This is a genomic window from Acinetobacter indicus CIP 110367 (assembly GCF_000488255.1).
GTDB classification, from domain to species: domain Bacteria; phylum Pseudomonadota; class Gammaproteobacteria; order Pseudomonadales; family Moraxellaceae; genus Acinetobacter; species Acinetobacter indicus.
In genome coordinates this window covers 494,647-509,156 of the sequence record NZ_KI530745.1, presented here as the reverse complement: position 1 = coordinate 509,156, position 14,510 = coordinate 494,647, and the positions used below count along the sequence as shown (strand labels likewise).

Sequence of the window (14,510 nt, the reverse complement as noted above, 5' to 3'; positions counted from 1 at the left end):
TTGCTTTGTGTGCTACCTACCTGTGTAGCCTCTGTTTCGTTTATTTTCGTGCAAAAAAACCATAATAATTCATGATTTGACAATAAACCTTGTAACTTTTAAATCCGACTTTTGTTAATAAGTCTTTGGTCTGTTCAGCAGAAACCAGTTCAAAATCATCATCCAGACGTGCAATCATCTTCTCGCTCTGACTGGCCGTTAAGCCCTGTTGCACCGCCACATGCTGCAGCACTTGGTGTTCAGCAAATGTTTCAGGCTGCATCAGGTCATAACTGAGGAATACACCACCCGGTTTTAAGCGCTGGCAGATGTCCTGAAAAAAATCAGCTTTGGCTGGCTTAGGAATAAAATGCGCCACCAGAATAGCCAGCGCCGCATCAAAAAGCTGGGGGGACTCTAAACTCTGGGTATCGGCCTGAATAAACTGCACCCGCTCGGCACCTGCAATTGAGCGGATCATATTTTGTGCCTGTTCCAGCATGGCACGGGAGGGATCAATGGCGGTAATCTGCCACTGTGGATGATGCACCAATAAATAGGTCAGCTCATATCCTGTCCCGCAACCGACCACCAGAATATGCGCAGTTTCGGGTAGTTCTGCCGTTAAAATGGCATCAATTTGTTGATGTACCAGTTCATAGCCGGGAATCAGTTTACGGATGTGATCATCATAGCCGGCGACAATGACTTCACTGTGAAAGTTTTTGGCCATTGAGTTTCTCTTATACGCTTCATGCGATATTTAAATAAATTCAATATGAATCTTGTTTGATATCTAAACTTTAGATTGATTTAAAAACTGATCGGAATATCTAAAATGAAAGTTAAAAGATGACATCACCTCATATCACGGGATGAATTAGACTTTCATTGCGTAGGTATAACGTTACTTTGACGGGGCAAAGTAACCAAACCCCTTTGTTTCACTGATATGGCATCCCTGCCATACAGTGAAACGGCGACATCCCTGTCGCCCTGTCATGTGATTAGATGCCTGCATGAATCAAGCAATTTCTTTTAGGTTCAACTCTTCACGCATAAATTCACGCAGCTTAAACTTCTGCGCCTTACCCGATGCAGTCATTGGAAACTCGCTAAAGAAACGCACATAACGTGGCACTTTATTGTGTGAAATATGCTCGGCGCAGTACTGGCGAATGGTTTCTTCTGTACATGGATCGTTTTCATGCAGAATAATGCAGGCGCAAAGTTCTTCGCCATATTTATGGTCAGGTACGCCAATTACCTGTACATCGCAAACTGCCGGATGGGTATAGAGGAAATCTTCAATTTCTTTCGGGAACAGGTTTTCACCGCCACGAATCACCACATCTTTAATCCGGCCTTTAATTTTGACAAAGCCTTCATCGTCCATTTCAGCGATATCACCGGTATGCATCCAGCGTGCAGCATCAATCACTTCTGCGGTTTTTTCCTGATCTTCCCAATAGCCGAGCATTACCGAATAACCGCGAACACAGAGTTCACCGAGCTGTCCACGTGGTACCACCTTGCCCTCTTCATCGACAATTTTGACTTCCAGATGTGGATGGACTCGGCCTACGGTACTGACGCGACGTTCCACCGAATCTTCCGTTGAACTTTGCGCACTTACCGGTGCTGTTTCAGTCATGCCATAGCAGATGGTAATTTCCGACATATGCATGCGGTCAATCACGCGCTGCATGATTTCCTGCGGACATGGACTGCCGGCCATAATACCGGTGCGCAAGCTTGACAGGTCAAACTCATCAAACTGTTCATGCTCTAAAATGGCAATGAACATGGTCGGTACGCCATAAGCGGCGGTACATTTTTCCTGCTGAATGGCTTTTAAAGTATCCAGCGGGTTAAATACGGCTGATGGATAGACCATGGTTGAACCATGAGTGATACAGGCCAAGTTCCCCATCACCATCCCGAAACAGTGGAATAATGGCACTGAAATACAGACCCGATCTGCCGGGCTGAGATGAATTGCTTCACCAACAAAATAGCCATTATTTAAAATGTTGTTATGGGTCAGCATGGTGCCTTTCGGATTCCCGGTGGTGCCCGATGTGAACTGGATATTAATGGTTTCATCAAACTGCAATTCACTGGAAATCTGCTGCAGTTTTTGCAGCATTTTTTTGCTTGGCGGGGTCAGTAAATCCTGGAAACGGTGTAATCCGGCATGTTCCTGATCATCAATTTTAATAATATGTTTCAGATGCGGCAGGTGCTCGGCTTTCAGCACTTTGCTTGCTGCCTGGTTCAGCTCCGGGGCAATTTTGGTCAGAATTTCCTGATAATTGGTGGTCTTGAACTGCGAGGCAATCACCAGTCCCTTACACGACACTTTATTCAGTACATATTCCAGCTCATTGCTTTTATAGGCCGGGTTCAGGTTCACCAGAATAATGCCGGCTTTAAAAGCTGCAAACTGGGTAATAGTCCATTCCACGCAGTTCGGCGACCAGATTGCAAGACGGTCACCTTTTTGAAAGCCCAGTTTCAGCAAACTGCAGGCAAAGGCATTCACCTGCTCTTGCAACTGCCGGTAGCTCAAACGCACATTCTGATGCAGGCTGACCACCGCATCCTGTTCGGCGTATTGCGCGCAAGCCTGATCAAATTTTTCACCAATCGTTGTGCCCAGTAAAGGCTGGCTGCTCGTTCCGTAGGCGTAGCTTAACCGTACTTGTGTCATTGAATCGTTCTCCTTGATTCTTTGTAATTCTGATTTTCAACTCTACTAATTGTTTTTGAACCACGACTACCTGTCTGTCTTCCCTGCCGTTTTTATCGTTTTTTACTCACTTCCCTCCTGTCGTCGTACTGCGTTCACACAAAAATCGGCAATCTGTTTGACAAAGTAATCCTTATAGTTTTGATCAAACATCACATTGCGAGATGGGTTTAAAGGTTCAATCACCACAAAAGTCATAGAGCCAACCACGCCCAGTGCGGCGGTGTTCAAATCTTCAAACTCAAACTCACCATTGACTTTTCCTTCAGCCAAAATTTCCTTAATGCTCTGCTTGATCAGCTGTTTACTGCGAAAACGTTCATGTTCCATTTCCGGATCAACCGGTTCAAACATGAGCGCATACGCCAGTTGGGGACTGTTCATGGCACGCTTCACAAAAGTTGTAACAGATTTTTGCAATTTCTGTTTTGGCGATAAATCCGAGCCGGCAATGTGGTTCAAAATTTCAACCTCATGCTGAATCGCATTCGACAACACTTCAATTAAAATCTGGCTTTTGTTTTCGAAATATCGATAGACCAGACCGGTAGATACACCGGCACGTTCCGCAATGGCCTGAATCGACGCCTCTTTAAAGCCCCCTTGAGCAATTAGTTCACGAGCGGACTGCAAAATCGACAGGCGATTCTGTTCCATTCGTTCCTGCATCAATGATGATCTTTTATAACTCATATCTTATTCTCAACCAGATAAAATGAATTGTAAATCATTTTGTGAATTTTAGTTCACTTTTTTAAATTTTCGATGTATGTTAAAAACCAAGCACAACAAAAATGCTTTTTTGGAAACAACAAATATAACCGCAGGATGGATGAAGAAATGAATTTACAAAGCTTGGATTTCGGTTTGGATGAAACACTGATCGCCCTTCGTGATTCAGTTGCTGCATTTTGTGCAAAAGAGATCGCACCAATTGCTCAACAGGTCGACCGTGACAACGAATTCCCTGCTCATCTTTGGAAAAAGTTTGGGGACATGGGTTTACTCGGTCTAACCGTAAGTGAGGAATATGGTGGCACCAACCTCGGTTATCTGGCACATATTATTGCCATGCAGGAAATTTCACGTGCCTCAGCATCCATTGGCCTTTCCTACGGGGCACATTCTAACCTATGTGTGAACCAAATTAAGCGTAATGGTAACGAAGAACAGAAACAGCGCTATTTACCGAAACTGATTTCAGGTGAATATGTCGGCGCATTGGCCATGTCAGAACCGAATGCCGGCTCCGATGTGGTGAGCATGAAACTCAAAGCTGAAGATCAGGGCGATCATTATCTGCTAAACGGTTCAAAAATGTGGATCACCAACGGTGGCGATGCAGATGTGCTGGTAGTGTATGCCAAAACTGATACCCAAGCCGGCGCCAAAGGCATGACCGCTTTCCTGATTGAAAAAACCATGCCGGGCTTTAGCCACGGTACGCACCTGGACAAACTGGGCATGCGCGGCTCGAATACCTATCCACTGTTCTTTGACAACGTGCGCGTACCGAAAGAAAACGTCCTCGGCGGTGTCGGCAATGGTGTAAAAGTGCTGATGAGTGGTCTGGACTATGAACGTGCTGTATTAAGCGCAGGCCCACTGGGCATTATGGATGCCTGCCTAGACACCGTGATTCCGTATATCCACGAGCGTAAACAGTTTGGTCAGGCACTGGGCGAATTCCAGCTGATGCAAGGCAAAATTGCTGATATGTATTCGACCTGGCTGGCCTGTAAAGCACTGGTCTATGCCGTAGGTGCAGAATGTGACAAAGCCGAGCATAGCCGCAGCCTGCGTAAAGATGCTGCCAGCGCAATTTTATATGCAGCCGAAAAAGCCACCTGGATGGCCGGTGAAACCATTCAGACGCTAGGTGGGAACGGTTATATCAATGAATTTTCTGCTGGACGTTTATGGCGTGATGCCAAACTCTATGAAATTGGTGCAGGCACCTCGGAAATTCGCCGTATGCTGATTGGCCGCGAACTGTTTAACGAAACTGCCTAAAAAATAAATCACAAGAATAGACAAGGATGTTGGCATGAATCAATTACAGAGCAAAATCAATATTCGCAGCGAAGAGTTCAAAAACAACCACGCAGCGATGCAAACCCTGGTCGATGACCTGAAACAGAAAGTCCAGAAAATTGCCCTCGGCGGCGGTGAAACTGCACGTCAGAAACATCTGGATCGCGGTAAATTATTACCACGTGAACGGATTGACCACCTGATTGATCCGGGTACGGCTTTTATTGAAATTGGTCAGCTGGCTGCCTATCAGGTGTATCAGGATGATGTGCCTGCTGCCGGTGTGGTGGCCGGTGTCGGTCAGGTCAATGGCGTGACCTGTATGATCATTGCCAATGATGCGACAGTCAAAGGCGGAACGTATTATCCGCTGACTGTGAAAAAGCATTTACGCGCTCAGGAAATTGCCGAGCAGAACCATCTGACCTGTATCTATCTGGTCGATTCTGGCGGTGCCTATTTACCGCTGCAAGATGAAGTATTCCCGGACCGTGATCACTTCGGCCGTATTTTCTACAATCAGGCGCGTATGTCGAGCATGGGCATTGCCCAGATCGCCGTGGTGATGGGCAGCTGTACAGCCGGCGGTGCTTATGTCCCTGCCATGTCCGATGAAACCATTATTGTGCGGAATCAGGGTACGATTTTCCTGGGTGGCCCGCCACTGGTGAAAGCTGCCACCGGTGAAGTGGTCAGCAGTGAAGACCTGGGCGGTGGAGATGTGCACACCCGTTTATCAGGTGTGGCCGATCATCTGGCAGAAAATGACGAACATGCTTTGGCCATTGCCCGCAACATCGTCGCCAATTTAAATAAAAAACCAAATCCACAACCGGAAAATGTCGAAGCACCATTATTCGATGCGTCCGAGCTGTACGGCATTGTCCCGACTGATGCACGTAAACCGTTTGATGTGCGTGAAGTGATTGCCCGTATTGTCGATGGTTCACGTTTTGACGAGTTCAAGGCACGTTTTGGGACCACGCTGGTCACCGGCTTTGCCAAACTGTACGGTATGTCGGTTGGTATTATTGCCAACAACGGGATTCTGTTTTCCGAGTCGGCACAAAAAGGCGCACACTTTATTGAACTGTGCACCCAGCGCAACATTCCCCTACTGTTTATTCAGAACATCACCGGCTTTATGGTTGGCCGTCAGTATGAAAATGAAGGCATTGCCAAAAATGGTGCCAAACTGGTAATGGCAGTCGCGACAGCCAATGTGCCGAAACTGACCCTGGTGATTGGCGGTTCTTTTGGTGCCGGCAACTACGGCATGTGTGGCCGTGCCTATTCGCCACGCTTTATGTGGACCTGGCCAAACTCGCGTATTTCGGTGATGGGCGGTGAGCAGGCTTCGAGTGTACTCTCGACCCTGAAACGCGACCAGATTGAAAGCAAAGGCGGCAGCTGGTCAGCGGAAGAAGAAGATCAGTTTAAACAGCCTATTCGTGACCAGTACGAACGTCAGGGTCATCCATATTATGCTTCTGCGCGTTTATGGGATGATGGTGTTATTGATCCAGCACAATCACGTGAAGTATTGGCGCTCAGTCTGGCGGCAGCATTAAATGCCCCAATCCAGCCAACCAAATTCGGCGTGTTCCGCATGTAAGAGGTGACAAAAATGGATTATCAATTTTTACAACTCGAACAGCAAGATCAGGTGGCTACGGTGTGGATTAACCGTGCCGAACTGCACAATGCCTTTAATACCCAGGTCATTGAGGAATTACACGCCTGCTTTCAGCATCTGAATACTCGTGATGATATACGCGTGGTGATTTTGGCAGGACGCGGCAAAAGCTTCTCTGCCGGCGCCGACCTGAATTGGATGAAACAGGCCGGTCAGGCCTCACAAGCCGACAATGAAGCCGATGCACTCAAGCTAGCCAAAATGCTGCAAAGTCTGGCCACCTTAAAACAGCCAACCATCGCCCGCGTACATGGCATTGCCTTTGGCGGTGGTATGGGTCTGGCCTCGGCCTGTGATATTTGTGTGGCCAGCACCGATGCCAAATTTGCCACCTCTGAGGTACGTTTAGGCCTGGCGCCATCCACCATCAGCCCTTATGTCATTCGTGCCATTGGCGCACGTCAGGCATCACGTTACTTTTTAACTGCTGAACGGATTTCTGCAGCACAGGCACACGCTATTGGTCTGGCACATGAAGTGACCGCACCGGAACAGCTGGACAGCAAAATTGATGAAATTGTGCAGGCCTTATTACTCGGTGGCCCTGAAGCACAGCACGCATCGAAACAGCTCATTCAGATGGTGAACCAGCAAGTCCTGACCGAGGACCTCTTGCTGCAAACCGCACAGCATATTGCCCACGTTCGCCAGGGAGATGAGGCGAAAAACGGCTTAAATGCTTTCCTTAACAAACAAAGCCCGGCCTGGATCAAGACCACGGCATAACAACTAGAAGGATCCTAACGATGTTTGAAAAGATTTTAATTGCCAACCGTGGTGAAATTGCCTGCCGTGTCATTCGTACTGCCAAAAAACTGGGAATTGCAACTGTTGCAGTCTATTCAGATGCAGATGCTCAGGCCCAGCATGTCAAACTGGCCGATGAAGCAGTCTATATTGGTGAATCACCAGCAGCACAAAGCTATTTACAGATTGAACGGATTATCGAAGCCGCAAAAAGCACCGGCGCACAAGCCATTCACCCGGGTTATGGCTTCCTGTCTGAAAATGACCAGTTTGCTTTTGCCTGTCAGGACAACAACATTGTCTTTATTGGCCCGCCAGTTGACGCCATTCTGGCGATGGGTTTAAAAGCCACCTCTAAAGCCTTGATGGAAAAAGCCGGCGTACCACTGACACCGGGTTATCATGGCACCAATCAGGATGCTGCGTTCTTAAAACAGCAAGCCGATGACATTGGCTATCCGGTGCTGATTAAAGCCAGCGCCGGCGGTGGCGGTAAAGGGATGCGTCTGGTTGAGCGCAGTGAAGATTTCCTTAGCGCCCTGGCCTCATGTAAGAGTGAAGCCCGTTCCAGCTTTGGCAATGAAGATGTACTGATTGAACGCTATGTAGTGCAGCCGCGTCATATTGAAGTGCAAGTGTTTGGCGATACCCATGGCAACTATGTGCATCTGTTTGAGCGTGATTGCTCGGTACAGCGCCGCCATCAGAAAGTACTGGAAGAAGCACCAGCACCGAAAATGCCGGAAGATAAACTGGAAGCCATGCGCCAGGCCGCAATTGATGCCGCGCGTGCCGTAAATTATGTCGGTGCCGGCACCGTCGAGTTTATTGTCGAGCAAGACGGGACCGCCTACTTCATGGAAATGAACACCCGTCTGCAGGTTGAGCACCCGGTGACTGAAATGATTACCGGTCAGGATCTGGTCGAGTGGCAATTACGCGTCGCCTTTGGTGAGCCTTTACCAAAACAGCAGCACGAATTGCAGATTCACGGCCATGCTTTAGAAGCACGTGTTTATGCCGAAGAACCTGAAAAAGGCTTTATTCCGGCGATTGGTCAAATCAGCTATCTGCATTATCCAGCACAAAATGAAGCGGTACGTGTCGACAGTGGTATTGTTGAAGGCGATGAAATTAGCACCTACTACGACCCAATGATTGCCAAACTGATTGTCTGGGGCAAAAACCGTGAAGCGGCATTAACGCAAATGCACCATGCTTTAGGTCAGTTCCATGTTGATGGTCTGGGCAACAACATTGCCTTCCTGGATCGTCTGGTGCTGTGCGATTCTTTCAAGAATGCCAATTTGGATACTGGCCTGATTCAGCGCGAAGAAGAATTCCTGCTAAAACCGGCCACAGAGCTGAACAGTACGCTAGTGGTCAGCGCGGCCTTCATCGAATTACTGTCACGTTTGGCACAAAACCCGAGTGCCAGCAATCCGGTGTGGCAGACCAATGCTTTCTGGCGTTTAAATCTGCAATCGGGTCAGACAATCAAATTTCAATGTAATGACAAAACGTTAAATATCCAGTTTGCAGCACAAGAACATGGCTTTGTCGCACAGTATGAGGGTCAGAATTTTGAGCTTGAGGGTCAGTTACTGGATGCGCATACCCTGCAATTCAAGCTGGCCGGCAAACAGCAAAAACTGGCCTTTAGCCAGACTGAACATGGCATTACCCTGTTCCAGAATGGCCAGAGCTATAAATTTACCTATCTGAAACCGGTATTTAACCAGGATGATGAACAAGGTGCTGAAAACAACCTGACTGCGCCAATGCCGGGTGTCATCACTCAGGTACTGGTCGCGGCCAATGACAAAGTCAAAAAAGACGATGTCCTGATGACCCTCGAAGCCATGAAAATCGAATACTCGATTCGTGCACCGCATGATGGCATCGTGGCCAGCTCTTACTTCCAGGCCGGTGATCAGGTCAAAGCTGGCGATGAGCTGGTGGAATTCCAGCCGCTGGCGGAGGAAGTCGCATGAGCGAATTTGTCAAAATTGTTGAAGTCGGGCCACGCGATGGCCTGCAAAATGAAAAAACACCCTTAACCCTGGATGACCGCAGACAGCTGATTCTGGATTTAATGCAAACCGGTTTACAGGCCATTGAAGTTGGTTCCTGTGTATCGGCCAAATGGGTACCGCAAATGGCAGACAGCGATGTGCTGTTTGCCGGCTTGCCCAAAGATCCAAATATTCAGTTCAGCCTGCTCACGCCAAACCTGAAAGGTTTTGAATCTGCGCTGGCAGTGGGTTGCAAAGAAGTGGCGGTCTTTACCGCCGCGTCTGAAAGTTTTACCCGCAAAAACATCAATTGTTCGATTGATGAAAGCTTTGAAAAATTCAGCGATGTAATGCGTGAAGCCAAAGCGCACAACATTCGTGTGCGTGGTTATGTGTCCTGTATGGTCGATTGTCCGTATGAAGGCGCAATTGATCCGCAGCAGGTGGCAAAAGTTTCGCAGCGCCTGCTGGATATGGGCTGCTATGAAGTGTCTTTAGGTGAAACCATTGGCACCGCCACACCCGACCGGGTGAAAAAAGTCTGGGATGCCTGTCTAGCTGAACTGGATACGACGGTGCTGGCCGGTCATTTCCATAATACCTATGGCATGGCCATCGCCAATATTTACCAGTCACTGCTGCAAGGTATTCGCGTTTTTGACTCGTCAATTGCCGGTTTAGGCGGCTGTCCTTATGCCAAAGGCGCATCCGGCAATGTCTCAACCGAAGATCTGTATTACCTGCTGTCCAACATGGGCTATGAAACCGGCATTCAGCTGGATGCCTTGATGCAGGCCAGCCGTAACATCAGCAATGTTTTACAGCGCAATAATCCATCCAATTATGCCAATGCCTACTGGCAAAAAGCCTGCGCTTAATAACCGAATAAAACCCGGCTTGAGCAATGCCCTCAAGCCACTCAAGGATGTAACAGCAGCAATCTGCTGAAAAAAGGATAAAAATAGAGGTGACACATGGCAAATAAAGTCTATGACAGCGCACAAGCCGCCTTAAATGGCGTGGTTCAGGATGGTCAAACCCTGGCCGTGGGTGGTTTTGGCCTGTGCGGGATTCCTGAAGCATTAATTGCCGCGCTAAAAGACACCGGTGCCAAACAGCTGACCTGTATTTCCAACAATGCCGGTGTCGATGGTTTTGGTCTGGGGCTGCTGCTTGAAACCAAACAGATTAAAAAAATGATTTCATCCTATGTCGGTGAAAACAAGGAATTTGAACGCCAGTTCCTGAGTGGTGAACTGGAAGTTGAACTGACCCCGCAAGGTACGCTGGCAGAAAAATTACGTGCCGGCGGTGCAGGTATTCCAGCCTTCTTTACCGCCACCGGTGTCGGTACCGTCATCGCGGAAGGCAAAGAAGTGCGCCAGTTTAAAGGTCAGAATTATATCTTAGAAGAATCTTTAACTGCCGATGTTGCCCTGGTCAAAGCCTATAAAGCCGACAAGGCCGGCAACCTGATTTTCCGTAAAACTGCACAAAACTTTAATCCGGTCTGTGCCATGGCGGGCAAAATCACCATTGCCGAAGTCGAAGAAATTGTAGAGATTGGCGCGCTCGATCCAGATGAAATCCATCTGCCGGGGATTTATGTCAACCGCATTGTGTTAAATGCACATCCTGAAAAACGTATTGAACAAATGACTTTAAAGGCGGAGGCTTAAACCATGGCTTGGACGCGTAATCAAATGGCGCAGCGCGCCGCACAAGAACTGGAAGATGGTTTCTATGTCAATTTAGGGATTGGTTTACCAACTTTAGTCGCTAACTATATTCCAGAAAATATCAACGTCTGGCTACAGTCAGAAAACGGCCTGCTCGGGATTGGGGGATTCCCAACTGAAGCCACGGTCGATGCTGACCTGATTAATGCCGGCAAACAGACGGTCACAGCTCGTCAAGGTGCTTCGTTTTTCTCTAGCGCAGACTCTTTTGCCATGATCCGTGGCGGCCATGTCAATATTGCCATTCTGGGGGCCATGGAAGTCTCTGAACAGGGCGATCTGGCCAACTGGATGATTCCGGGCAAAAAAGTCAAAGGTATGGGCGGTGCCATGGACCTGGTCGCAGGTGTGCAAAAAGTGGTGGTGTTGATGGAACACTGCGCCAAAGATGGGACACCTAAAATCGTTTCACAGTGTAGCCTGCCGCTGACCGGTAAAGCCGTGGTTCATCGCGTAATTACCGATTTGGGCGTTCTGGATATTACCCCAACCGGCGTGCAGCTGGTGGAACTGGCACCGGAGGTCAGTTTTGATGAAATCCAGAAAGTCACCGGGGTGCCTTTAATACGTAATGCAGCTTAATGGCTGGTTTTAAAAACGGGCATCGGATGGTCGTGAATACATCCCCACTTCTACCTCTGCTATTCAACTAAACCCAAAAGGACGACTTCAAGTCGTCCTTTTCTATTCCCTTAACCGAACTTACTCTGCTTTCTTCTCGACAATGCCCTGATCATCAACCGCACGTACCACCCCGGTTTCTGTATTTAATACTTCAAACTCAATACGACGGTTCTGGAACTGCCCTTCTGGGGTTGCATTTGGTTCCATCGGCTGTTGCTGGCCATACCCCACGGCCTGTAACTGTGAAGGATCAACCCCACGCTGCACCAGATAATCACGTACCGCTTCAGCACGGCGTAAGGACAACAGATTATTGGCTTCATTGCTGCCTACTGCATCGGTATGGCCTTTAATGGTCAAATGTACATGCGGCGCACGCTGGATTAAGGCCGCAGCCTGATCCAGAATTGGCTGATTGGCTTCCGGTACAGTCGAAGATGCCGACTCAAAATGAATCGCCTCCAGATTTAAGGCTGTGGCGACATCCAGCGCCTGAATATTATCCGGGTTAATCACGGCCAAGGCTTGTGCTGCGGTCGTGGTCGCTGGTGTGACGGTCTGTACATCGAGATCCTGCTGCACCGTAATGGTCATATTCTTGGCCAAAGGACGCAGCTGATTGGCCACACGCTGCGCATCTGCCGGATTGGTGGACTGAATCGCAATCTGCTCACCCATCCAGGTCATATTGGTATTCGACACATCTTTCAGGATTTTCAATGCCGTTGGAATCACATCCTGATCAATAAATTCACTATGATAATTACTGGCGCTATTCACCCCACAACCTGTCGGATGGTTAAAAATCCGTTTAACTTCTGTTTGCAGAATGTCGGTATAAGCCGGATTGTTCAGATACAACTGACAGGTGACCAGATCGCCATTGGAACCGGTATTGACCTGCAAATAGGCCGGTTCCGTCGCTGCTGCCTGGGTAACAGGCACCTCTTCTTCATTACGGTCAGAACAGGCTTTAAATAAAAAGGCCAGTAACAATGCCAGAATAATAAAAATCAGAATCGGTACCCACGGCGAGCGCTTCTGCTCTGGCACCTCTTCATATAACTCAGGCGCCTGATGAATAGTCTGCCCGGCAGTGGCATTGACGCCCAAACCGGCCAGCAGCGCAGCGGCCCATTCCGGCAAAGCAGCCTGAATGTCCGGCATATGCTGATCAAGCAAATGCACAATCGCCTCAGGATCGGTCGAGCCGGCCTCGCTTTCTAAAAAACCTAAGGTTGGTACGATGGCCCGGTTCAGGATAGATTCAATTTCATCTGCCGGCGCCTGACCGCGGCTAAATTCCAGAAACTGCTGTTTCAGGTTCAGGTTAGTACCAAAAATTTCAGCCAGCCGCGGATTAAGCTGATTTCTCAGGCTGTCAATGAGGGATGGCCGGTGTCTTAACACCGATAAAAATACCGGATAAAAATCATTTAAGGCACGGTTTTTCTCAATGAGGTAATCCGTTTCCCCGTCTAGCACAATGGATGACACGCTATTTTTCAATAATTCTATCAATCTGGTTTGCATGATATGGCCTCATTTTTGTCATTGTTCTACTCGCATTTTTTAGTGTATCTGGTCATTTTTTAGACGTTGTAAATAATTGTATTTTTCTTTATGTACTTAAATTAAAACATAAAAAAGCCAGCAAATGCTGGCTCTTGAACAGGTGAATTTAGGCCAGGAAAGTCTGAATTACCTTGCCTTTCACGGTTTGCTGAATCAGCGGTGTATTCTTGCCTTGGGACAGAATGCTGTCTTTGTCCAGCGTCCACTCCAGTTCAGGATCGACCAGAATCCAGCCAGCTTCCTGCATCCAGCGATCTGCCATTTGCGCAACCGTCGCCGGTGCCAGTGTCACGGTATGCACCCATTCCAATGGACTGAACAGACCTTCCTCAACCAGTTGCACACCCAAGGGCACAAAGGTATCAAAAGCGGTAAAGCCCGGTAAGGTTTCAGCAAACGGTGCCATTTTGGCCGAACTGCTTAAGGGTTCATGATGGGTACAGATCGCATCAATTACGCCATCTTTTAAGCCCTGACGCAGCAATTCTTTGTCTTTTTCAGCACGTAGCGGTGGACGCACATGCGCCAGCGAGTTAAAGCCATCAATCACCTGATCGGTTAAATGCAGCTGATGCATCGCCACATCACAGGTTACTGGCAGGCCTTTTTCTTTGGCAATTTTAATCAGCTCGACCGAAGCGCCACAGGACAGTAAACCGAAATGCGCACGGACTTTGGTCGCTTCAATCATCAACAGGTATTTGGCAATGGCTACGGTTTCGGCCAGCGCCGGAATCATAGGCAAGCCCTGACGTGAAGCAATAAAGCCTTCATGCACACAGCCATCTTTGGCAATTTGCGGTTCTTCAGCATAGAACACCACGGTCAGGTCCAGACCGGCTGCATATTCCAGCGTGCGAATCACGACATCATCATCAGCAAAGGATGCATTGGCATTGGAAACTGCAGTACAGCCGCCCTTTTTCAGACCGGCCATATTGGCAGGCTGTTTGCCTTGCAAGCCTTGGGTTTGTGCGCCAATCACCTGTAAATAAATACCACCATCCAGCATGGCTTTTTCGACCAGACCGTGAATCAAAGCACCATTGTCCTGCACAATCGGCTTGGAATCTGGTGGGGTAAACACGTGCAGAATACCGTTTTCACGTGCCGCCTTGCCTTCAGATTTTAAAGTACCATGCTGCTGCTGACCCGGTTCACGCATCCGCGCGCACAGATCAACCATGGTTGGCATCAGCCATTTGCCTTGTCCATCAATGGTTTCAGTCACATCTGCTGTTTCTGCAACCAGCTTGCCATTTTCCAGATATACCGTTTGCACGCGATCAGTCTTTTGCATTGGATTAAGAACGCGGACATTTTCAATTTTTACAATACGCATGACTGAT

At 48.2% G+C, this 14,510-nt stretch carries 12 protein-coding genes; 7 read left to right on the top strand and 5 right to left on the bottom strand.

Features of this window, described 5'->3' with window-relative positions; genetic code table 11:
- Positions 1-40 precede the first annotated feature (40 nt).
- The 3 genes from P253_RS02435 to P253_RS02425 form a co-directional block, all read right to left on the bottom strand.
- A complete protein-coding gene (locus tag P253_RS02435; RefSeq protein ID WP_016658370.1) occupies positions 41-712 on the bottom strand; it encodes a class I SAM-dependent methyltransferase in 672 nt (223 codons plus the stop codon).
- A gap of 291 nt (positions 713-1,003) precedes the next feature.
- The gene (locus P253_RS02430; protein ID WP_016658371.1) at positions 1,004-2,692 is read right to left on the bottom strand and encodes an AMP-binding protein; all 1,689 of its coding nucleotides are present in this window, start codon (positions 2,690-2,692) and stop codon (positions 1,004-1,006) included.
- A 102-nt stretch (positions 2,693-2,794) separates the two neighbouring features.
- On the bottom strand, positions 2,795-3,424 hold the full coding sequence (locus P253_RS02425) for a TetR/AcrR family transcriptional regulator (RefSeq protein ID WP_005177074.1): 630 nt from the start codon (positions 3,422-3,424) through the stop codon (positions 2,795-2,797).
- Positions 3,425-3,571: 147 nt separating this feature from the next.
- On the opposite strand from P253_RS02425, the gene P253_RS02420 reads away from it, so the two are divergent.
- The 7 genes from P253_RS02420 to P253_RS02390 all read left to right on the top strand — a co-directional run bounded on the left by P253_RS02420 (position 3,572) and on the right by P253_RS02390 (position 11,544).
- The gene (locus P253_RS02420) at positions 3,572-4,744 is read left to right on the top strand and encodes an isovaleryl-CoA dehydrogenase (protein ID WP_005177068.1); all 1,173 of its coding nucleotides are present in this window, start codon (positions 3,572-3,574) and stop codon (positions 4,742-4,744) included.
- Between the two features lie 34 nt (positions 4,745-4,778).
- Positions 4,779-6,380, top strand: a complete 1,602-nt coding sequence (locus P253_RS02415; RefSeq protein WP_016658372.1) for a carboxyl transferase domain-containing protein — start codon at positions 4,779-4,781, stop codon at positions 6,378-6,380.
- 12 nt (positions 6,381-6,392) lie between these two features.
- Positions 6,393-7,187, top strand: a complete 795-nt coding sequence (locus P253_RS02410; protein ID WP_005177064.1) for an enoyl-CoA hydratase/isomerase family protein — start codon at positions 6,393-6,395, stop codon at positions 7,185-7,187.
- 20 nt (positions 7,188-7,207) lie between these two features.
- Positions 7,208-9,202, top strand: a complete 1,995-nt coding sequence (locus tag P253_RS02405) for an acetyl/propionyl/methylcrotonyl-CoA carboxylase subunit alpha (protein ID WP_016658373.1) — start codon at positions 7,208-7,210, stop codon at positions 9,200-9,202.
- Complete coding sequence (locus tag P253_RS02400) at positions 9,199-10,101, top strand: hydroxymethylglutaryl-CoA lyase (RefSeq protein ID WP_016658374.1); 903 nt, start codon at positions 9,199-9,201, stop codon at positions 10,099-10,101. The genes P253_RS02405 and P253_RS02400 overlap by 4 nt, the downstream gene beginning before the upstream one ends.
- Positions 10,102-10,197: 96 nt before the next feature.
- Complete coding sequence (locus tag P253_RS02395; protein ID WP_016658375.1) at positions 10,198-10,902, top strand: CoA transferase subunit A; 705 nt, start codon at positions 10,198-10,200, stop codon at positions 10,900-10,902.
- A gap of 3 nt (positions 10,903-10,905) precedes the next feature.
- A complete protein-coding gene (locus P253_RS02390) occupies positions 10,906-11,544 on the top strand; it encodes a CoA transferase subunit B (RefSeq protein WP_016658376.1) in 639 nt (212 codons plus the stop codon).
- Between the two features lie 120 nt (positions 11,545-11,664).
- Here the strand turns inward: P253_RS02390 and P253_RS02385 are convergent, their stop codons facing one another.
- Together P253_RS02385 and P253_RS02380 are read right to left on the bottom strand one after the other, a co-directional pair.
- On the bottom strand, positions 11,665-13,119 hold the full coding sequence (locus P253_RS02385; protein WP_016658377.1) for an OmpA family protein: 1,455 nt from the start codon (positions 13,117-13,119) through the stop codon (positions 11,665-11,667).
- A 148-nt stretch (positions 13,120-13,267) separates the two neighbouring features.
- Complete coding sequence (locus P253_RS02380) at positions 13,268-14,503, bottom strand: dihydroorotase (RefSeq protein WP_016658378.1); 1,236 nt, start codon at positions 14,501-14,503, stop codon at positions 13,268-13,270.
- Between the last annotated feature and the right edge of the window lie 7 nt (positions 14,504-14,510).